Origin of the sequence: Dysgonomonas sp. 520, from assembly GCF_010501095.1 — a bacterium.
Classification (GTDB): domain Bacteria; phylum Bacteroidota; class Bacteroidia; order Bacteroidales; family Dysgonomonadaceae; genus QVMP01.
The window spans coordinates 56222-79212 of sequence record NZ_QVMP01000004.1 but is presented as its reverse complement, the minus strand read 5'-3'; the positions used below and the strand labels follow the sequence as shown (position 1 = coordinate 79212).

Below are 22991 nucleotides of genomic sequence, written 5' to 3'. Positions count from 1 at the left end.
AGTTTTATGCTGTATGCATGAGGTCGCTTTGTTTATTTATCCAGTCTAAACCAGTCTATATCAACCCTTCCGCCATCGTTCCCTTTTACAGGACGAGAGCAGAAAGTTCCAATTTTTGCGCCGATCCATTTTCCTTCCCTGGCCTTAAATTCCTTACCTAGAGAAGTAAACTTCTTGCCATCGATACTATAACTAAAAGTACAGGTTGCGCCGGATTTCACTTTCACCCGAAGATATACGGTTGCATCCTTCAAATCGGCCGAAGCATTGACGGTTTCAGTCGTACCTTTATCTGCCTTTTTACATTCGATCTGCGACAGGCGAAATCCGTTTCCTACATTTTCGAATGAAAGCAAACCATAATCTAATCCCATAACAACCAATCCGGTACGCTCTCCCGTAAATCTTGCATCAGGAACAAATGTCAGCTTCATAGTAGCGGTGAATTCGGGCGCAGGAGTTTTTTGCAACAATAGGTTAGGCACATCCCACAGGCTTTTATACCCATCAGCCTGAGGTACAGAATACAAACTCAGGCATCCTTTTGCCTCATTGGTAAAATACCACCACGACTGAGGGTTTCCATGCCATTGCCATTGTAAACCCAACTTGTTGGTAGAAAACTCATCACTTTCGGCAGGAGTTGCAATAGGATATGTTTTTCCTACATTTGGTTTTTTATGAATCAATACCGGATCGCCACAGCCGTCGCCATCCTTGTCAATTCCAATTACAGGCCAATCGTTTTTCCATACCATTGGTTGCAAGTGAGTTATACGACCCAAAGCTCCCACATCCTGAAAATGGATAAACCAGTCTTCGCCTGTGGTTGTGTCAACCCAGCCTCCTTGATGAGGCCCATTAACCTCTGTTTTCCCTTGAGCCATTACTACTTTTCTCTCGTACGGACCGAAGACGTCTTTCGATCTCATTGCCAATTGCCAACCGGTGGCAACCCCTCCTGCAGGAGCAAGTATGTAGTAATAACCATTTCTTGTATAAAATTTAGGGCCTTCTATTGTAGGGTCTGTTTCGTGTCCGTCGTAAATAATTTTAGATTCTCCAACCGCTTTTTTGCCATCTGAAGTCAAACGGGTTACGGCCAACAGACTTTTAATTCCGGCTCGGCTACCTGCATAGGCATGAGCCAAATAGACTTGCCCGTCGTCAGCAAACAGAGGACAGGCATCAATCAGTCCTTTACCTTCCTTCACCATCACCAGAGGCTCCCACATTCCGGCAGGATCTTTTGTTTTGGTCATAAAAATACCTTGATCGGGATCTCCGTAATAGATATAAAATTCTCCTTTATGATAGCGTATTGCAGGTGCCCACACACCACCACCGTGCTCAACTTTAGAAAAAATAGAATCGGGCGTAAGTTTATCTATGGCATGACCTATCAGTGTCCAATTCACCAAATCTTTCGAATGTAAGACAGGCAACCCGGGTACACAATTGAAGCTGGAGGCAGTCATATAGTAATCGTCTCCTACACGACAAACGTCCGGATCGGAATAATCTGCATATAATATGGGATTTTTGTACGAACCATTGCCCAAATCGGCAACCCATGTTTTAGAAGTTGTTTCGCTCTGGGCACTTACGTTTAATGCCGCAAAAGCAAATAATGCCACACTCAATCCTACTTTAATTTTTTTCATATTCAATTGTTTTTTAACTCTTTTGTTAAACCCTTTATTTTTTGTTCTTTCAATCCTTGTACAAAAAGATCGGCCATAGTCCTAGCACCCTCTTCCCTGAAATGGGTATTATCAGTTTTACCGCCCGGAAAATTTTTGTTTTCGCCATCCTTTACATGTAGATACAACCCGACAGAATTTTCTTTACCCAAGCCGACCAGTGTTTCTTTGCTTTTTTCGTACATATCTATCAACGGCACTCTTTTCTCTTTCGCTACTTGGCGTGCAAGGTTTACGTACTCGCCATGCGAATCCTGAAAATTACCATTTTTATCGAAACGCCGTCTGACTACAGATGTGCAAATAATAGGATTTCCTCCTTTCTTCTTCACCTCGTCTACGAAACGAGACAAATTTGTTACATAATCTGCAGGAGGTGTATAGCGATCCGGTTTTTTCTCGGAAGAATCGTTATGCCCAAACTGAATAACAACATAATCACCCTTTTTCACATTTGTGATTATCTTATCCCAGCAACCCTGTTCTATGAAAGTACGGGAACTGCGTCCATTTTGAGCATAATTTTCAATCACTACATCCGAATTGAAAAATTCGGGTAGAAGTTGCCCCCACCCTCTTTCCGGAAATGCTTCGGGAATACTATCGCCTGTTATGCTATCAAGAACATTTTTGAACAAGGGTTTGTTGGCCATAGTAGAGTCTCCCGCCATAAATATATGCACCGGACGTTTTTGAACAGCAACAAAAAGAGCTAAACTCGAAACGACAAAGCAAACAAAAGCTATATTTTTTATTATCTGTCTCATTCTATTCTATAATGACGATTTTCCTTTCTATATATTCGATATAATATCCATTTCACAAAGATAATCGGGAAATTCATTCATCTCCCCCGACTATCTTTACATGAAAAAAACTTTATTTAATAACGAACTTTAACGATTGAGTTTCGTTATTTGCCTTTATCACAGCCAAGTAAGCACCTGAAGGTAGATCAATAGCTGTTTTTTTGTCAGGACGAGAATGGGTTTTAACACATTTTCCCTGCAAATCGAATATTTTTAATGACTGAGCATCTGCTAATATTATCAAATCCTTTCCATCGAAATACATATCAGATACAATTTCATTGTCTGATATTGATGAAAGAACACTAACCGTTAAAGTTCCTGTTCCTTCAAAATATTCGGGATGAGTGGTTGCATTGAATGTTCCTGAGGTGTATTCTATTCCGTTCAATACCAATTTGCCTACTTCAACATTCGTGTTCATAATGGCTTTTGTTCCTGAAGCTAGTTTCAACACATTGTCGGAAGATGCCGATTTTGCATGAGAAAAAGCAACTTTGTTACCGTTCGAAACATCAATAGTCCCTCTACCGAATGCACCCTCAACCATTCCTTCGAATACGGCAGAAGACCCAGCTCCCCGACTGGCTTTAGTCAAATCCCATGTTCCGTCGAAATTGCTGTTATCTCCGTTTAGTATGGCAGTAGAAACCATGCCGGGAGCATTTGTATAGTTGTGGGCTGTTATTTTAGACGAGCCTTCGAAAGTGCCCAAAAGAGTCATTGTATTTCCCTCTGCACTTCCACTCATTTGCAAAGTTATATCGCCCTCCAGTTTCACTTTAGCATCTAAAGAAAAGCCTACACCACCTGTTGCATAGTTGATCTTTGTACCGTTACTCATTATAATATCGCCTGTTGATACTGCATTACCAACCAAGCGAAGGCCTCCCTTTTTCAACAGAATGGTTGCCGCATACGGTGTTGCATCTGCTTCCATCTCCAATTCTACCGTAACAGTGTCTCCGGCAAGAGGCAACAATGCAGGTGTATAGTTGGCTGCTGTTCCCCAACGCTTGCTTTCTGTCTGAGCCCACAAAAACATTGTAGGACGCCCTACCGTAATATTGCCCGATCCTGTTAAATAGGCCGAACTTGTTGTTGCATTATATACACCGGGTTGTTGCATTACTCCATCGAAGTATAATTGTTGTAAAACAACAGGTTTGTCGAGTTGAACTTTACCTCCGGTTTCTATTTTCAACGCAGCTTTCACATTTACGGCATTGTCGGAACCAATAATCAACGTTCCTCCGGATTTTACTTCTGTAGCCTTAACACCTAAGCTGTTATTTGCTTTAGCCTCAACACTACCTTGAGTGACCAATATAGTTCCGGAATAGGAACTGTTATCTGCCGATAAGATAAGTTTGCCATTGCCTGATTTTGTAATATCATGAACACCTATTATGGCAGCCTGAATATCGAGGTCGGCAGTCGTATTAATTGTTGTTGCAGATTTAGTTTGCATTTTTCCGGCAAGGGAAGAGTTTACCGTAGCCTCTATTTCACCGCCTGCCAAAGCAAGATAGTTTGCAGTAGAATTGGCAGTCACGTTCAATTTAGCGTTTTCATTCAATGTTAGGTCTGCCGCAAAAGTGTTGCCGTCTGCGTTCAGTGTTGCACTTATATCGACAGATGCAACGTCTCCGTTTGCAGGAACCCCTACCGGATTCCAGTTATTTGCATCCAGCCAGCTATTGTTTGCACTACCTGTCCAAGTATAGCTTTTTACAATGGGTGCGGCTGCAGTTGGATCCCAATTGTCCGATCCTGCCATCACTTTCTGAACTGTGTAGTTAAGGGCTTCTGTGTCTGTCATCGCTCTCAATCCTGCCCAGTTGGCACGTCCACTCATATCGGCACCTGCTCCCGTGTTTTTATATTCGTACAGATGCAAGTCGGCACTGGTATCGGCATACGACATATTCCATTTGGTAGGCCACCCCAAAGGATTGATCATCTCGCTCATTTCGCAATACAACCAAGCCACTTTCGGATATTCGTGCCAGGGACGCCCTAAAGCAAATTTCTGTCCGTTATCGGATGGTGATGGACTGTCGCCTGCATAGGTTACCTTACACTTGTTGAATACATATCCATAAGCTTGAGATTGAGGTGTAGAAGGTGCAGTAATCCATCCGCCTCCCCAACTACGTATTTCGCACGATTCGAAAAGCGCAATCCCGGCTCCATAAATGTAATCGGTGCGGCCTCCGATCAAACAATTTTCAAAATAGCTGCGTTTGCCCGCTGTCCATAAGTAAATTGTATCTTGATATCCGAAAAAGTTACAATTGCGATAGATACCTTTGTCGCCCGTTACTGTTATTGCAAGAGCTTGCCCTACCGGTCCGGCCGTATTTTGAAGTGTCAGGTTTTCGGCAATAAAGCCATCGGCCTGAATGGTTAATGTTGCTGATGTCCGAACCAAATCGGCATTGTCTTTCCAAAGTTCGTAAGCATCTGCCGGACATTTGTTTGCCGATTCTGCGTTCGAGCAATCGTACATGTGATAGCTGATAATGGTTTCGTCACGGCTTTCACCTATCATTGTGATATTCTTTTTGTTTGCCGGTATGATTAGCTTTTCGGTATTATACGTACCTCGTTTAATGTAGATAACGGTACGCCTGTCGCTATTGCTAGGCACTGCGTTTATGGCTTCCTGAATTTTAGTATAATTGCCCGATCCGTCTGCAGCAACTACTATATCTGCATCATACGGATTTGCAGCAAATAGCACGTTTCCGACGAAACAGCATAGAAATGTGAGAAAAAAAGAATGTAGTTTTTTCATGGAATATAATATTAGTTGAAATATGAGATTGGTGAAAAAAATTGCTGTATTGCCTCCCTCATATTATAGTTCAATTATTTATGTGAATCAGTAGTTGAAAAGTGTTGGTTTAAATTGTACAATATCTTTTCAGTAGGGGCGAATAACCATTCGCCCTGATATTGTTGACGTGAGGGGCTGTGTCAAAAGTCTTTTCTACCCCTAATCCCCTTAAAGGGGACTTTTTAAACAATTGATAATCAATACACCCCTTTAGGGGCTGGGGGTTATTTTCTGAAATTTGGAACTTTTGACACACGCCCCTACTTTCGGGCAGACCAGAGGCCTGCCCCTACAATCACCTCCTCACACCCTCCTCCTAAAAGAGGGGGCTAGGAAGAGATGTAGGGGTGGGGTTTTACTCCACCCGAAAAACGTCGAATATAAAAGAACACTTTTGTTATAATAAACTCAGCTACTGATTGGCTTTATTTATTAAATACTTTGCTTGTACTTACCGAACCATCGTCGTAGGTTGTTTTCTTTACAAGCACACCTTCTACGTCGGCAGAAACTTTATTTCCGAACAAATTGAAGTATTCTACTTTTTCGATATTTTTATCAACATCGGCTGCTTCAATGCTTAAAGAACCTCCGTTCAAAGACCAGCGGGCATCGCCAATGCCTGAAATAGTTTCGGGTGATGTCTTCATTTCAAACGATTCGAAGCTGAAAGAAGTAACTGTTCCTTCCACAGGCGTTGTTTCTGTTGTTCTTTTGAGCAAAAGGGAAGAAAAACCTTCCAGCAACGAGCTTTCAATATCTCCCAGATTTCTCGAATCTATTGGTTTTTCAGGAGCAACTGCATCATAAGAACCACTGATTATACAGTTTTTAAATTTAAATGTAGATGTTGTAGGAACACTAGAACCCACTTCCAGAGTATTTCTTCCTCCCGATGAATTGCAATTCAATACAGTACAATTTTCAAATAATACTTTAATTTCCTCTGCGCCTTCATATCTTAACAATGCTGCTTTTGATTTATAGAAAGTAGTATTTTTGATTGTTGCACTTTTCGTTTTTACTTTTTGGATATTCAATTGAGTATATCCAGCACTAGCATTACTGTTTTCAGTAAAAACACAATTATCTATAACAAGATTATCTAGTATAGCTCCATCGGTTGTTGCTCTCACAATACCTCTGCCATATCCATGAACAGTACAATTTTTGATAGTCAGGTTTCCTACGGACGATGTAGCTGTATTAACCTGAAAGAAGTACTTACTGTCTGCGGTTGGGTCGTGCTTGGCAGCAACACCATCTATGGTAATGTTTTTTACTGTTACATCAGCAGGAGCAACAAACTGAAATTGATTTAAAATAGCTTTTCCTTCATTGGCTGCTTTTATTGTAATATTCTTAGCTATCTCTACCGTGCTCGTATTTTCGGGTAAAGAATATTCTCCGTCCGCAAGGATAAGAACATCGCCTGCTTCGGCTTCATTCAAGATTTCGATAAAATTATCGTCAACTGTCACATTTATGTCTTTCGACATCACATTCATAGAACTTGCTAGTAAAAGTCCTAACCCCATTGTAAAAATTCTTTTCATAATCAATTGGTTTTAACGGTTTAAAAAAAGTTTTATATTCATTTTCTATTTCATCACTTTGACTGATGAGATTTTGTCATTTTCGGTTGTCACTTTTACAATGTAAAAGTTTGAATTATCGTTGTCTACATTGATGCTTGCGTGAAAATCTTGGCAAACGATGTTTTTTGTCTGTTTGCCCATAAGGTTATACACAGCTATCGACTTCATCTTGTTTTGCGACCATACGTTTATCGCATTAGAATGTTTGTTGTATTGTGCTGTTACCGGATTTTCTATACCGTCTCTCGATTCTGGCTCAATACCACTATTGGCATCTTTATACTGATTTTCTGTAATTTCGTGAACAAGGCTATTCAAATAAACCTCAAGATATGTATAACCTTCTTCATTCAGATCAGTAGCTTTTTTATCCGAATATCCATTGCTGTCGAGCCATCCGTCGGGAATGCCGTCTTTGTCACTATCTGTTGGAACATTATCCTGAGCCAAAGTCGGCCACGGAGACCAATCGCTTCCTGCGCCTGCCGGCTTAGTATCTGTCGGCGTATTTATATACCCCGATTTGTTGCCAGAGGCAGTATAAGTTGCTTTCCTGTTTTTTACATCAGAAATGATGCGTTGGTCTACTTCATCACGGCTCTTGCTGCATCCAACATATTCCAACACGCGCTGGTAAGCCAGATCGGCACTGTGAGTTCTGACAGATTCAATATCAAGAGGCTGGCTCAGGCGAATGGTATCTCTGGTTTTTTCGGTCCATAGATAATCTACACCTTCGCCGTTCGATTGCTGTGCATAAACGCCCTTAGTCCAGTTGTCCTTTGTTACCTCGCTATTGCCATCCATTTTATTTCCGTCGATATAGAACTTTCCCCAAACATGTTTCATCGGAGCAAAGTCGGGATAGGTGGTCACATACGATTCTGTTCGCACACCGATAGACACAATTCTATATTTAACTTTAGCAGACGCTTTGTCTGTTGCGGGTCCGGGTTTGTAGTAGTTGTTCACTATGTTTACATTCATGCCTTCGCCGCCATAGCAACCATTGCCTGCCCAATTATAAAAGACATTGTTGCGAATATCTACAAATTCGTTTTGCTGAGTACTGGCACGTGGCCCGAGGCGAGGAACCCTGCTTTCGCAATGTGCAATCATATTGTGATGGTAAGATGCCTTGTTTCCACCCCAGTTTCCTCCATAACAGTGTGTTCCCTTGCCATGTGAAGATACCCTCAACGCCTCCGACACCAAACACCATTGCACAGTCAGGTTTTCTATTCCGTAAACGGAAAGGCCTTCGTCTACACTCCAACTAATGGAACAATGGTCTATGATGATATTCTTTCTGTCCATTCCTCCTAATCCATCAGGCTCTCCTTTACTTGCATCGCCCGGACGGAAACGCAAATAGCGTATGATTACATTATCGGCAGAAATGGTGACCGGATAGTCAGCAATGCAAATACCATCGCCGGGGGCTGTTTGCCCGGCTATTGTTACATCTCCATTTTTTATTCTCAACTCACTGGTCAATTTAATTGTTCCGCTCACCTTGAATAAGATAGTCCGTTTTCCACTTCTATTTAAACACCAACGAAGCGAACCCTCTCTTTGTATAGCGCTACCGGTATTGGTATCTTCGAGCGTGTTTACATAATATACAGTGCCGCCCCGTCCGCCCGTTGTGTATTTACCTGCACCACCTGCACCGGGAAATGCAAGAGGAGTTTGAGCTCCGAGCTGAATGCTTAATGTTATACCTAAAATGATTGACAATATTTTTTTCATTACAATAATTTTGTGTGGTTGATATTCTTTATTTCATCACCTTGACAGATGAAGTCAGACCGTTATCTTGAGTAACCTTTACGATATAAAAATTGCTTGGATAGTTTCCCGTATTCACTGTTGCATAATGTTCATTACACGAGGTTATTCTTTTTATTAATCCTCCGGTAATGTCATATATCGATATAGATTCTATCAAATTCTGAGATTGAATATTTATAGAATCGGAACCATTATCGTAATATGCAGTTACTTTACTCTGTGCGCAATCGAAGGATTCGGACACTATGCCTGATGTTTCTTTATTCTGACCCTCTGTTATATCTTTTACCAGATTGTTTAAATAAATTTCTAAATACGTATATCCTTCATCATTTATGTCTGTTGCGGTTTTGCCCGGATAATTAGCACTTAACCATCCGTCAGGTATTCCATCCCTGTCAGTGTCTTCCAGAACTTCTCCTTGTATCAAGGTTGGCCATGCCGACCAATCATCGCCCGCATCGGAAGGTTTAAGGTCCGACTGAGAGTCTATAATGCCGGCTTTAGGGTAATTTTTGCTTTTCCAGTCGACAGTTGATCCGGGATAATTATTTGAATATCCGTTATATTTAGATAATCCTTTGAAGGGTGCTGTACCTGTGCGTGTTTCGTTTACTATTCTTGCATCGTAGGCGTCTCTCTTTAAACTGGCACCTGCATATTCTAAAACTTTTTCATACGCTTTTTGTGCCGTATGGGTAGAAACCGTATTGACAACAAACGGTTTGTCCATTCTCATAGCAGCCTTATCTGCTTCCGACACAGTGCCATAGGACGAATGAAACTGATTATAAACCCCATACGCCCAGTTATTTTTTGTTGTATTGACAGCATGCGTGTTTGTTCCGTCCACTACATTTCCATCAATATAGAATTGTCCCCAGATGTTATATCTTATGCTTCCTGCGTTTTTGTCTCTATCTATTGCTATAAGTCGCCCTCTGGATGTTCCCGTAGGTGTAGAAGGACCCGGCTTATAGTAATTATTTACTATATTCACCCGCATTGCTTCTGCACCATAGCAAGAGTTTCCCACCCAGTTGTAAATTACATTATTACGCATGTCTACAGTTTCGGTATGCGGTGCAGCCTCCTTTCCCGGTCCAAGCCGAGGATTGCGGCTGTCGTGGTGAGCCATCAGGTTGTGATGGAAAGTTGAGTTTGTTCCACCCCATATACCACCATATCCGTGTGGTCCCTTGTCGTGCTTGGATAGGCGTAAACTTTCGGAAATGATACACCACTGCATCGTAAAGTCATTGCAATCGTAGAAAGAAGAACATTCGTCTGTGCACCAGCTCACGGAGCAATGGTCTACAATCACGTTTTTAAAACCTCTTCCGCCTAAAGCGTCTGCACCATCGGCCTCCCCAACATTTATTTTTTCATCACCCATACGTATGCGCAGATAACGAAGAATTACATTGTCGGCAGCTATCATGACAGGGTAATCGGCAATGCAAATGCCATCGCCCGGAGCAGACTGGCCTGCAACCGTTACATTGCCATTTTTGATACTTAATTGGCTGTTGAGCCTGATAGTTCCACCTACCTTAAACAAGATTGTCCTTGCTTCCTTCTGATTTAGACACCAGCGCAGCGAACCTTCGCGCCTTACAGCACTTCCTGTATTATTGTCTTCTAAAGTATTCACATAGTAGACGCGTCCGCCTCGTCCGCCCTTTGTGTACATACCTCCGCCCTCTGCTCCGGGAAAAGCCGGAGTTTGTGCAACAAGATGGATATTTAGTATTATCGTTAAAATGATAAATAATATTTTTTTCATGATATCTTATTTTGTTCTACTTATTCAATAGAATGCTTGTTATTATAAAAGGCCCTACGGCTTTCGGGTCATTATCCCTGATTGGTTCGGAAATATAATATTCGAAACTTCCGTCACGGTAAAATTTCTCACCTCCAAGTCCTGCAACTGCACAACAGTCTGTTACCGAAATAGTACCATCCGATTCTTTTTTTATAAATCTTTTCACATATTGATTATACGCTTTCTTCCCTTTCTTCTCATAACTCTTGTCTAAGTAGCCTTTCTGAGCGCCTTTTATCCAAGAATAAATGAACATGATAGAACCGGTAGATTCCAGATAATTACCTTTTCTGTTCATCTGATCCGTTACCTGATACCACATGCCTGTTTTCGGATCTCTGAAATTTTCGAGAGAGGCTGACAGCTCTTTCAGTATCTCTATGATTTCGCCTCTTCGAGGATGGTGTGCGGGCATAAAATCAAGCACATCAATGATAGACATCATATACCACCCAATACTTCTTGACCAGAAATTAGGAGAAAGCCCCGTTGCCGGGTTGGCCCATTTTTGTTGTTTACTTTCGTCCCAACCATGATAATACAGGCCTGTCTTAGAATCGTAAGAGTGTTTACGGATATCTACAATTTGTTGAGCTGCATCATCAAACAATGCAGGTTCGTTAAATTCTTTCCCATACTGAGCCAAGAAAGGACTAGCCATATACAAGCCATCGAGCCAAACCTGATGCGGATAAACCTTTTTATGCCAGAAACTTCCATCGGCAGTTCGGGGATGCGTCAGCATTTGAGAGCGAAGCAACTCTAAGGCTTTCCTAAATCTTTCTTCTTTTGTGGCATTGTATATTGTGAATAAGAATTTTCCGGGATTCACTCGGTCGATATTGTATTCATGCAACTTATACGTTTTAATCTGTCCATCAGCCAGAACCATAGTGTCGGCATAAGAATAGGCATAATCAAAATATTTCGGCTCGGAAGTTTTTTCCCAAACCTGCAATACTGCCTGGAGCATCAAACCGTGACAATAGTTCCATTTCAGGTTTTTTGAAAAATCAAGCATCCACGATTCGGGATTGCGTTTCATATCCGAATCTGTCATCCACCGATAATATTTCTTGCCATTCGCAGGTATGGCCAATATCAATAGAGATAGTATGACAAAAAGTTTTTTATTCATTTGTCTCATTTTTGCGCAACGTTTTCACTTTTAAGAGAATCGGGCAGATCTATATTCTTAGTTTTACGCCCACTTATCCTTACAACCTGTTTCAATGATTTGGGATAAGTAAAACCTGTTACTTTCAAATTTTTCACATTATCCAAAATCAGAGCCGAACCTTCTTTGGGCAATATCTTAACGTTCTTCAAGGTAATACCATCCGACTCTACCAACTCTGCCCCGATGGTGGATGTTATGCTCACGTTCTCGATATTGATATTTGAAATATTCATTTCGGGTAATCCATTAAAGAACATGGCGCGATGGGCATTTCTTGAAATGAGATTCTTGACATAAATATTTCTGAATATAGGAGTAGTCTCGTTTACGTCGGGCAACACTTCTTCTTTTGGAGTTTTATCTCCATCGGCCAACGACTCACTAGCCGATTTTCCTCCATAATAAAGATCGAAAAGGAACGATTCGGTGGCTATGTCAAACATATTTATGTTTTTTATATAGATGTTCTCTACAATGCCTCCTCTACCTCTGGTACTCTTAAATCTGAGTCCGACATCAGTTCCTAAAAACTGGCAATTGTTTACCGACACATTTCTTACACCCCCCGACATTTCGCTTCCTACTACGAAACCGCCGTGCCCTTGAAATACTTTACAGTTGTCTACAATTACGTTTATTGTTGGGCGAGCACGCCTGCGGCCATCTTCGTCCTTACCCGATTTTAGGCAGATGGCATCGTCACCTACATCAAATATGCTATTAACGATGATCGAATTGACACATGATTCCAAGTCTAGCCCATCTCCATTCTGAGAGTATCCGGGATTACGGACAACTATGTTGTCTACAATTACATTTTCGCACATTAGCGGGTGTATATTCCATGCCGGAGAGTTTTCGAAAAGAACCCCTTCTAGAAGAACATTCTTACATTCAACAAAACTCACCATCACAGGACGCAGATAGTCTTTTACTGCCACCCAGTCTGCTTTAGACAAATTTTTGTTAGGGGTATTCACCTTCATTTTTTCTCCTAACAGAGAACTTTCGGAAGGAAACCAAAAAGATGGATCTTTCAATACCCCCCCCGATTTTACCACTCTATTCCAATGACTATCTGTTACTTTTGCCTTTTTCAACGGACGCCATGCTTCGCCCGATCCATTGATTGAGCCTTCTCCCGTAATTGCAATATTTTCGAGGTTATGCCCCGAAATCGGCGACTGGCAACGATATGTATCAAGACCTTCATAAACAGTTTTTACTAACGGATACAGATTAAAATCGGATGAAAAAAGAATTAAAGCTCCTTTTTCTAAATGCAGATTTATATTCGACTTGAAAACGATAGGCCCTGTAAACCAAATACCCGAAGGGACAATCAGCCTTCCTCCTCCTTTTTCCGACAAGGCATTCATTGCTTTTTCAAATGCTTCGGTATTCAATACTGTTCCGTCAGAAACTCCTCCAAAATCGGCTATCGAGACTTCATTATCGGGGAAAGACGGCTGTTGGAGTACCGGCATCCTGAAAGGCAACTCACTATATAGATAGCTATAACTTTTTTGAGCCATCACACTCTGAGAATTGGTATAGCTTAGCAACATTGCGAGCAATATCAGCAAGGCTATTTTATATTCTTTATTTCTTTGTCTCATATTCTTATCATTACATACACTCGAAAACATAGCTTTTGCCTTTTTCGATTTCAAATTCATATAAATAGGTATTCGTCTTTGTTTCGGTATTCTTCGAAATATTGTTGTTTGTTATTATAGTTTTTTTCACCGGCTGCGTTTTGAACAAAACATTAGCGGTGTTGTCTTTCGCCGGCTTCAATTCTTTTCCATTCAATGACAGTTTATCATTATAGCGCAGTCGTATTTTTCCTCCGATCGGAGACTTTATAACAGCTTTTTTTAGTTTGCCGTTTTCCCATGCCATTTCCGATAATTCAAAGCCGCCTCTACATCTCAGGCCTTTCACCGTACCCTTGCTCCACACATCGGGCAATGCCGGTAAAAGATGAATAGCTCCGCTGTGGCTTTGCACAAGCATTTCGGCAATTCCTGCCGTACATCCAAAGTTTCCGTCGATTTGGAAAGGTGGATGAGCATCGAACAGGTTTGGATAAGTTCCTCCGTTCTGGCCTTTTTCATCAACCGTCGGGGTCAGCTGCTCTTCTATCAATTTGTATGCATGATTACCATCCAATAGCCTCGCCCATAAACAAACCTTCCACCCCATAGACCATCCTGTTGAATGATCGCCTCGATGTATCAGTGATGTTTTTGCTGCCTCGAACAATTCGGGTGTATCGAATTTCGAAATCTGAAATCCGGGATATAGACCCCAGAGATGAGAGACATGGCGATGCCTGTCTTTCGGATTATCCCAATCCTCCATCCATTCCTGCAATTGCCCCCACTTGCCTATCTGCATAGGCGGCAACTGCGACAATGTTTCTTTTAACGATTCTACGAAAGCCTTATCATCCTTCAGGATAGTAGCAGCTTCGATAGTATTCGATAGCAAATCGAAGACCATTTGGTTATCCATCGTACAGCCTGCCACAACAACAAAGTCTCGCTTACCATTTACAACTGGGGCATTTTCGGGCGAATAGGACGGGGCAACCACCAACCAACCATTTTTAGGCTCTTTCACTAAAAAGTCTAAATAAAATTCGCAAGCCTGTTTCATTACGGGATAAACTTCTTTCAAATACTCGTTGTTGCCCGAAAACAGATATCTATCCCATAGATGCTGGCAAAACCAAGCATTACAGGTTGGCCAAACGCCATATTTCGAACCATCTACAGCACCCGTGCTTCGCCATATATCGGTATTGTGATGAAGAGTCCAGCCTCGGCAACCATACATGGCTGCACTTTCTTTTCCGGTTTCAGCTACATCCTTCACCAGTTGCAAAAACGGTTCGTGCATCTCGGATAGGTTCGTAACCTCGGCAGGCCAATAGTTCATCTCTACGTTGATGTCTGTAGTATATTTTCCATCCCACGGGGCACGTAACTGATAGTTCCAGATTCCCTGCAAATTGGCTGGTTGACCTCCGGGCTGAGATGAACATATAAGCAAGTAGCGCCCAAATTGGAAATATAATGCCGACAGTTGAGGATCGAAATTCTGAGAAAATTCCCTGACCCTGACATCCGTTGTCTTATTTGCTTGATCGTTACAGCCTAAATCGAGGGAAACCCGATTGAAGTATTTACTGTAATAATCCGTATGTCTTTTTTTATATTCTTCGTAAGTCTTTTTACCTGCATGTTTCAAATAATTTTCCGCTACCGCCTTCGAGTTTCCCGATACATCTTTGTAATTGATAAAATTGGTGCCGATGGAAACATATAATGTTACGCTGTTTGCCCCAGTTACACTAATTATACTATCGGACAACAGATTTATTTTTCCTCCATCATTATCAATTTTAGTTAGAGCCGTAAACCGTACTTTTCCTTCTATGCCTTCATGGTTGGATGCTTTTCCACTTATTTCCAATACATTTGCGGATGTTGAATATTTTGCATCTTTATACGGACTTGTATAACGAGCCTTGAAAGAAATGCTATTCGGTTTTGCTGCCGTCAGCTTTACAATCAGCATTTGATCAGGAAACGAAGTAAATGCTTCTCTCGTAAACCGAACGCCATTTACTTTAAATGTCGTTTTAGTAAGAGCTTTCTCTATATCCAATTCCCGATAATACTCCTCATATCCTTCCTGCTCTTCAAAATCGAGATGTAACGAACCCACTGTCTGATAGGGCATGCCATTTGCCCCCTTCGAGCAGATAACATCTCCGCACAGAGCTTGTGCTTCTACATTATGACCTTGGAAAATGAGATCACGGATTTTTCCTAAAGAATTTTTCGCCAAAGGATTGGTGTTATTATATGGAGAACCACCCCAAATGGTTTCTTCATTCAGTTGAAATTCTTCATTGACGGGATTCCCGTATACCATGGCTCCAATACGCCCATTGCCCAATGGTAACGATTCTACCCACAGGTTTGCAGGCGTGTTGTACCATAGCTTCATATTACTTTCTTGTCCGAAAACAGAAAGAAAAGAGAATAGGGAGAATATAAAAAACAGATTTTTCATTTCTTCTTTTTAGTTAACCAATGGGGGTGTCAAAAGCCCTAATCTTTACAAAGCAACCCTGCAACCCCTAAAGGGGGAGAAAAGACTTTTGACACAACCCTATCGGCAATTTATCAAAACAGCATAATCAGAACCATCGAGGGTCGCCCACTACTCCTTCACCGGCAAATCCGGATCCGGGTTTAATGAAGAACTCATCATTGTCGGGATTTGTGAATAGTTCGGATGCCGTACCTTCAAACACTGTGATGTCGGCAAATTTTCTGTTATTCTCCTGAAAATCGGAACTTCTGTATGTTCCTGCAAAAGAAATGGATAGAGCAGGCAGGTAGTCCTGATATGTTGCATTCACCTTTCCGTCTGCATTGGCTCCTGACAACAAACATTTTTCTACTACCACCAACGCCGGCAAATTATTTTTATCGAAACGGAAAAACTGATTCATTTTCGCATTTCCATTGTAGAATGTACATTGTTTTACAGTAATCAGTTCGGCATTGGTACGAATATCCGTCAATTGTGTCCCTACATCTACAAGTGTGCTTTCTTTCAATTCCAGGTCTTTCAACTGCACCTGAGCACCACCAACATTAAACACGCCATAACTTCCGGTATTCTTAATAAAACATCTGTCTACTAAAACCTTATCCACTTCCATCGGTGTATTTTGCAAACGTATTATGCAGTTATAGTCGCTTATGCTACAACCCGTAAAGCTAATATTCCTAATACCCACTTTAGTGTCAATGAAACGAGATGTCTCTGCACTTTCGCCCACAAGATTTACGTTCTCAAACACCAACGCATCCATAGTAGAAGCTGCAACCACCTTATTCATGTTTAAGATTGGCTTTTCTCCGCTCGAAGCTGTGAATGTTACGGAAACCATACCCGCTGGTATTTCTAAAGTTTGAAGATCATAAGCCTGTCCGTTTTCGAATATGAGCGAAACATTAGGCGTTCCCAAATCCAATAGTTCTTGCAAAACTGCAGCTATATCGTCACCCGGCTGCACATTGTAAGACTCACTTCCTGCAGTTCCTGCTGTTTTCAGAGAATGACGCCCCCTGATTTTGTCTCCGTTATACAGTGTAACAGTATAGTAGGTTCCCATCTTCAGGCCCGAAACAGTTTTCTCTGCATTTGCAATTTCTTGATCCGACAGATTTCCATCTGCCAACACGTCTTCTCCGGAGGCATCTTCAATCACCTCTATACGAGTGATTCTGTCGGTTTGCTCCCATTTTGCGGTAAACTCGTCTGCCCCAATTACAAACTCTTTAAATATATTTTCTTCTGTGGTTTTAAATGCAAACTCAACATATTCTGAGCTCAATGTTCCTTCTTTGTTCACAGCTTTCATTCTGATGCACTGCTGTGTGCTTCCGTTCAATTCGTCGAAAGGTATACGGAACTCGGTTTTCGTAGCTGTGGAAGAAAGAGAAAAAGGTGTCAACGTATCGGATAGTATCTCGACAGTGCGGATAACGTTCTCAAACTTAAGGCTATCTTCACTGATTTCGAAGATATAACGGTCGGCAGCCATAACTTTAGTGAAGCGAACTTCGATTGAAGTTGCCGAAACCTTCGACTGCTCAAAAACCAACGGACGGAACAATCTATCTTGAGATGAATCCACTCCCCAATCATTTACATCATCATCACATGACAATGTAAATAGAGCCGTATAAGCGACTAAGAGACAGCCTGCAATGTTTTTTATTATATTTAGTGATTTCATTTTGCTTATTTTTTAGTTTTTATATGCCTCACTTTCTTAGAAGCCATACGAGTTTTTAAACTTATTCTGAGCATCTATCAGGTTTTTATTGTAGATCGCAAACGGATGCCTGTTATTGCATACGTTGTTGCCCATCTTAAACAGATTCAGGTTCGATTGTATAGACGTTGCACTATCCATTTGAGCCACAATAGACGAATAATCATAAGAAGCATTTAACCCCGTAGCAGAAAGCAGGATACGAGTAACCCATGTTTTCATATTTGTGCCACTGCGAGCGGCATTGGCCAACCAGCTAGTTTCTAAATAGTCGGAAGAAGGAGATCCTCCTATATTTTCGTAATAATTGATTGAACTACGGTCTATACGTTCCGAATCGGAAAACTTGTAATAAATGATTTCGGGGAAGTCTTCACCTCTATATACTTTGTCAAAAATGCGAACTTCTCCTTTTCCATCCAGCATCTTACACATTGCCAGTTTCTGAGCTTCAATCCTGTCGCTTAGTTGTCCCCATCTTATCAGGTCATACTTTCTCAAAGCTTCTCCTCCAAATTCCCAAGCACGCTCATTTACCACGGCTTCGAAAAAGTCGGAGTCGTACGCACCAATTTTTCCGCTGCCTTGTCCAAATGCACGCGTCCGCACTTTTTCCAGGGCATCTTTCGCACTCATTCCGGCAACAGCATTGATTGCAGAAGAACCATTCAGTTCGTTCTGAGCTTCGGCAAACATTAAATAGATATCCGAATAACGCATCACAATCCAGTTGATACCTGTAGACACACGACCCGATTTGGCCTCTTTGTGCAATGCTTTGTACGCATCTGTCATCCAGTCGATACGCCATTTTGCAAATTTCCAGTCGACAGGGTTATTATTGAATTTTTCTTTGTTGTCTGCCGTATAAGAAATATTTGTGAGCGTTACATCTCTACGTTTATCATCCTTGTCGAACGAATAGAAATAATATGAGTTTGATACCACATTTCCCCCGCTCAACTGTATGGTTCCGTATTTTGTATTTGCATCTAAACGCGCGCCGATAAGGTTGCCAATATCTCCACTGTTTCCCAAACCGAAAGCAACTTCAAACAGATTTTCTTTTGCTTTGTTGTATTGGAGTTGATTTACTGTTTTCCACAAATTTTCAAAGTCATCCAAATCATGCGGATTATCTGTACTTCCTAATATTTCGGCGCACTGCTGAGCCGCTATTTCGTAGTATTTTCGCCAATTTTTTGTTCTTCCTGTAAAATAGCCGTTCATTTCGGGTATCGACGGATGCACCTCGGCTTGCGTATCAGGAAACTGATTGCGGTCACGAACAGACCATCCTCCCGCAAAAAGAGCCACACGAGCAGCAAGTCCTTTAACAAAACCTTTAGTAACCCTGTCTGCCTGACTGTAATTTTTATTGCCCACCGCACCTCCTAACCAAGGAAGATATTGCTCTGCCTCCAGCAAGTCTTGAATGATATAGTGATAAACCGTGTCTCTATCTGTTTTTCCGATGTATACGTTAGACAAATCAGACCTGGAAGGCTCCAGCGTGAATGGGATATCACCAAAGTGCTTCACCAACTCGAAGAAACCCAAAGCTCTCAAGGTAAGTGCTTCTCCAAGATAAGCCTTCATCAATGTGCTATCTTTGGTATTCATCAATGGTGAGTTTCTGATGCCTTCTACTGCAGTTCGAGCCAATTCTACAGTTTTGAAAACATTATCCCAACGTTGGTTCAGGTTGTCGGCCGATCCATAATAGTTGGAAGCACCGGCATCGCGGGTAGGGCTGTTATAATTGTCAGTGCTTAGTCCGGCTGTTTCTATATCCGAATTGGTAGGCCAGTTTGTTGTGATTTTCTGTCCATACACATAAGGTTCTGTAAGGGAAGCGTATACTCCCATAATAGCATCTTCGGTAAATGACAACGACTGATACACATTTTCTCCGGTCAATTTAGATGGAGCTTCCGTCTCCAAATAGTCGTCACACGAAGCGAACAACATTGCTGCAATTGATATACGATATATTATTTTTTTCATGATCTCTATTAATTAGAAAGTTATGTTTACTCCAAATACAAATGAACGTGATTTTGGATATGCCGAGTAATCGACACCCGGAGTCAATGGTGTTGAACGACGTGTGTCAACCTCAGGATCTTGCCCCGAGTAGCTTGTCCAACAATGAAGATTATATCCGGTTGCGTATACCCTTAGGTTCTGCAACATCAACTTCTTGATTAGTTTTTTTGGCAATGTATACCCCAAGGTAAGGTTGCTTAGGCGCAGAAACGATCCATCCTCTACCGCCCACGAATGAAAAATGGTGGAATTGATGATAGGATGCCAGATTGAAGCATTCTGGTTTATTTCTTGTAAGCGTGCAGGGTTTGCATTTGCTCCGTGATATATGTTCAATCCGGTTGCCGGGTCGATAGTTGAAAAACGATTTCCAAGCCTCATGGCACTACTCAAATTCTGATATTTTTTAGATCCGGAGTAAGTATTGAATTCTATCTTGTTTGCATTGTATATATCATTTCCGAACGACCAGTTGAACAGTGCCGACAAGTCGAATCCCTTCCATGTTGCGTTGATACCAAATCCACCTGTATGCTTTGGCTGGGCATTACCAATAACTTTTCTGTCTTTTTCCGTTATTTCGCCGTCGCCATCCAAGTCTTTGAGTTTTAGGTGACCCGGTCCGAAATAATTACCACTTGTTGTAAGTAGAGTCGAAGCATCAGCTATCGTATTTCCATTTTCATCGGTTGCATTCAATGACCATCTTTTATTAAGTTCGTCCCAAGAAAAATCGCTGAAAGAATACATTCCGTCTGTTACATAACCATACATTTGCCCAATGGGTTTTCCCTCTTCAACCAAATAGTCGTAAGCCGAAGTTGTTAATCCCCAAGCCGATGAATAAAGGCTCGATTTGCCATCGGCACTTACATATTTGTCTATTTTGTTGCGATTAAACGATATATTGAAGTTTGCCGAAAGCGTAAAATCTTTTGTTTCCACAATATGACCATTAAGAGAAAGCTCGACCCCTTTGTTTGAGGTTTGCCCTACGTTCTGATACTGAGTAGTATATCCCGAATGGGAAGGAAGTGGAACATCCATCAACAGATCTTTTGTTTTATTTCTGTAAATATCGAGTGTTCCGCTAAGCCTTTCGTTGAAGAAGCCAAAATCGAGACCAATATTTGTAGAGATGGTAGTTTCCCATGTTATGGCTTCATTATACAATCTGTTACTTACTTTCAGGGCGGCAGTCGACTCTTCTCCGGGATAATATAATTTACCGGCATTAGTTTCGTAAGAGTATTCTTTTCTGTGGTTAGATGCCACGCGCGCATTTCCTACCGAACCATAGCTAAGACGAAGTTTCAGGTTCGACAACCAATCTTTAGTATTTTCCATAAACGACTCTTCGCCTATTCTCCATGCCACAGCCATACCCGGGAAGAAGCCCCACAAATTGTCTTTCGAAAAAGCATTCTTTCCATCCTCACGAGCCGTAAGCGTAAGCAAATATTTATCTAAATACGAGTAATTGATACGGCCAAAGAACGAGAACAACCTAACCGGCTCTTCTGTTGTAGTATATGTAGGCAGAGCCTTTCCTTTATTCCAGAAATCTAAAACATTCTGAGCCGTCATATCGGCAGGATAAAACTTCGATTGAATCAGCACCTTTTTCCATTGCAAGTTGTCCATTTCTTGCCCAACCATAACATCGAAGCTATGATCTTTATGAAACTTAGGAGAATATGTTAAAGTATTTTGTATAGACCATCTTTCGCCTCTGTCATCATTTCTTTTTGCCACAGGCTGTCCTCCATTGGCACTAGATTCACCCGTTCCGCTGGTCCAGATATTGTCGGTATGGTTTTTTAAGTAAGCATAACTAAATTGAGTACGGAAACGTAACGGTTTGATGATTTTCCACGTAAGTCCGGCGTTAAATGTTGTATTGAACTGATTTTGTTTTTTATACTCATTTTCAACGTCTTCGATAGGATTACGAAGCGAGCTTAACGCCTCCACCGAATTATCGTCTTGCCCCTCAATCAGTTCGGACGACATTCCTACCAAACTTCTGACAGGTGCATACTTAACAGCATCTTTCAGTTTTTTTCCGTTCGATATACTTGGTCCGGTTATATCTGCATTGGAGAAACGAACAGAGAAGTCAAAGTCAAGATTTTTGTTGATTTTCGTATTCAACTTGAAGCTTATATTATCTCTTTTATACTTCGAGTTCAACATAATATAGTCTTCATCGGCATGCGTATAGCTCAGGTTAAACCGGGTGGTTTCGTTACCTCCGGTTATGCTGGCATTATAATTCTGCTGCACGCCGGTGTTTCCATACAGTTTGTCTTGCCAGTTATTTCCTTTCTTTGCCTTGTATATACCAAGGTCGTCCCAAATTCCGTAATTGCTGAAGAATCCTGTACTGATCGATTCTCCCGGGTCAAGTTCTCTTTGGTAGTACACATATTCGTAAGGAGAAAGTACTTCTGTGAGATTATATGCTTTTTTGAAACCGACATACGCGTTCAGATTTACTGTTATCTTTCCTTCCTTTCCGCTTTTTGTAGTCACTATAACTACCCCATTAGCTCCCTGCGAACCATAAATTGCCGTAGAAGCAGCATCTTTAAGCACGTCGATAGATTGAATGTCTCCGGGAGCGATATCCGAAATATTACTTACCTGAAATCCATCTACAATATATAATGGCGAATTGTCTTGAGTAATAGAACCTCCACCACGCACACGTATTTTTATTTCGGCATCCGGAGATCCTTCCGTTGTTGTAATGTTTACACCGGCCATACGTCCCGATATAGCCTCCAATGCTGATGTTACAGGAATATTTTTCAAGGTTTTATCGTCTACGGAAGCAACAGACCCCGTCAAATCGCGACGCTTCATTGTTCCATATCCAACAACTACAACTTCATCCAACTGAGAAAAATCGTCCAGCAAAGTTACATCGAGTGTAGAACCTGAAATCGCAATCTCTTTCGATTTCATTCCAATGTAACTGAATACTAAGGATTTTGTTGCCGAAGGTACAGAAATTGTGTATTTTCCATCTATGTCAGAAATTGCTCCGACCGTAGCATCCTTTGCCGCCACCGAAACACCTATCAGTGTTTCTCCTTTTGAGTCTCTTACCGTACCGGTTATTGTTTTTTGCTGTGCAAAAACACTCATAGCACAAAACAACAACAATAAGGTACAAAACAGACTTCGTAAATTGTTTTTCGTTTGCATCTTTTGGTTTATTTAAAATTGTTTTAGATTTTTGTTAAGGTTCGCAATGCAATGTTAAGGTATAATAATGAGGCGTGAGGGGGATATTTTGGAATTTAATGAGGGT

General features: G+C 41.3%; 11 protein-coding genes and 1 pseudogene. All 12 read right to left on the bottom strand.

All coding sequences use genetic code 11. The features are described from left to right. Positions 1-32: 32 nt before the first annotated feature. Complete coding sequence (locus D0T56_RS03415; RefSeq protein ID WP_163318729.1) at positions 33-1664, bottom strand: glycoside hydrolase 43 family protein; 1632 nt, start codon at positions 1662-1664, stop codon at positions 33-35. Between the two features lie 2 nt (positions 1665-1666). Beyond that, a complete protein-coding gene (locus tag D0T56_RS03410; RefSeq protein ID WP_163318728.1) occupies positions 1667-2470 on the bottom strand; it encodes a rhamnogalacturonan acetylesterase in 804 nt (267 codons plus the stop codon). 112 nt (positions 2471-2582) lie between these two features. Further along, positions 2583-5312 carry a pectinesterase family protein gene (locus D0T56_RS03405; RefSeq protein ID WP_163318727.1) on the bottom strand — a complete coding sequence of 910 codons (2730 nt, stop codon included), beginning with the start codon at positions 5310-5312 and terminating at the stop codon, positions 2583-2585. Between the two features lie 467 nt (positions 5313-5779). Beyond that, positions 5780-6910, bottom strand: a complete 1131-nt coding sequence (locus D0T56_RS03400) for a DUF4957 domain-containing protein (RefSeq protein WP_163318726.1) — start codon at positions 6908-6910, stop codon at positions 5780-5782. Positions 6911-7228: 318 nt separating this feature from the next. After that, positions 7229-8638 (bottom strand): annotated as a pseudogene (locus D0T56_RS03395) (polysaccharide lyase family 1 protein); the annotation flags it as partial. 94 nt (positions 8639-8732) lie between these two features. After that, positions 8733-10532: a pectate lyase gene (locus tag D0T56_RS03390; RefSeq protein WP_163318724.1), complete on the bottom strand. Its 1800-nt coding sequence runs from the start codon at positions 10530-10532 to the stop codon at positions 8733-8735. 16 nt (positions 10533-10548) lie between these two features. Further along, positions 10549-11712 carry a glycoside hydrolase family 105 protein gene (locus D0T56_RS03385; protein ID WP_163318723.1) on the bottom strand — a complete coding sequence of 388 codons (1164 nt, stop codon included), beginning with the start codon at positions 11710-11712 and terminating at the stop codon, positions 10549-10551. Between the two features lie 5 nt (positions 11713-11717). Beyond that, positions 11718-13373 (bottom strand): glycoside hydrolase family 28 protein, encoded by a 1656-nt coding sequence (locus D0T56_RS03380; RefSeq protein ID WP_163318722.1) that lies wholly within the window; start codon positions 13371-13373, stop codon positions 11718-11720. Between the two features lie 10 nt (positions 13374-13383). Continuing rightward, the gene (locus D0T56_RS03375; RefSeq protein ID WP_163318721.1) at positions 13384-15843 is read right to left on the bottom strand and encodes a glycoside hydrolase N-terminal domain-containing protein; all 2460 of its coding nucleotides are present in this window, start codon (positions 15841-15843) and stop codon (positions 13384-13386) included. Between the two features lie 127 nt (positions 15844-15970). Beyond that, the gene (locus tag D0T56_RS03370; RefSeq protein WP_163318720.1) at positions 15971-17584 is read right to left on the bottom strand and encodes a DUF5123 domain-containing protein; all 1614 of its coding nucleotides are present in this window, start codon (positions 17582-17584) and stop codon (positions 15971-15973) included. Between the two features lie 36 nt (positions 17585-17620). Further along, a complete protein-coding gene (locus tag D0T56_RS03365) occupies positions 17621-19630 on the bottom strand; it encodes a RagB/SusD family nutrient uptake outer membrane protein (protein WP_163318719.1) in 2010 nt (669 codons plus the stop codon). A 12-nt stretch (positions 19631-19642) separates the two neighbouring features. After that, complete coding sequence (locus tag D0T56_RS03360; protein WP_163318718.1) at positions 19643-22885, bottom strand: TonB-dependent receptor; 3243 nt, start codon at positions 22883-22885, stop codon at positions 19643-19645. Between the last annotated feature and the right edge of the window lie 106 nt (positions 22886-22991).

Bases quoted from the DNA above. Each gene is read 5' to 3' on its own strand.
- D0T56_RS03410 (WP_163318728.1), bottom strand. From the start codon at position 2,470: ATGAGACAGATAATAAAAAATATAGCTTTTGTTTGCTTTGTCGTTTCG.
- D0T56_RS03370 (WP_163318720.1), bottom strand. From the start codon at position 17,584: ATGAAATCACTAAATATAATAAAAAACATTGCAGGCTGTCTCTTAGTC.
- D0T56_RS03390 (WP_163318724.1), bottom strand. From the start codon at position 10,532: ATGAAAAAAATATTATTTATCATTTTAACGATAATACTAAATATCCAT.
- D0T56_RS03365 (WP_163318719.1), bottom strand. From the start codon at position 19,630: ATGAAAAAAATAATATATCGTATATCAATTGCAGCAATGTTGTTCGCT.
- D0T56_RS03405 (WP_163318727.1), bottom strand. From the start codon at position 5,312: ATGAAAAAACTACATTCTTTTTTTCTCACATTTCTATGCTGTTTCGTC.
- D0T56_RS03380 (WP_163318722.1), bottom strand. From the start codon at position 13,373: ATGAGACAAAGAAATAAAGAATATAAAATAGCCTTGCTGATATTGCTC.
- D0T56_RS03375 (WP_163318721.1), bottom strand. From the start codon at position 15,843: ATGAAAAATCTGTTTTTTATATTCTCCCTATTCTCTTTTCTTTCTGTT.
- D0T56_RS03385 (WP_163318723.1), bottom strand. From the start codon at position 11,712: ATGAATAAAAAACTTTTTGTCATACTATCTCTATTGATATTGGCCATA.
- D0T56_RS03400 (WP_163318726.1), bottom strand. From the start codon at position 6,910: ATGAAAAGAATTTTTACAATGGGGTTAGGACTTTTACTAGCAAGTTCT.
- D0T56_RS03415 (WP_163318729.1), bottom strand. From the start codon at position 1,664: ATGAAAAAAATTAAAGTAGGATTGAGTGTGGCATTATTTGCTTTTGCG.
- D0T56_RS03360 (WP_163318718.1), bottom strand. From the start codon at position 22,885: ATGCAAACGAAAAACAATTTACGAAGTCTGTTTTGTACCTTATTGTTG.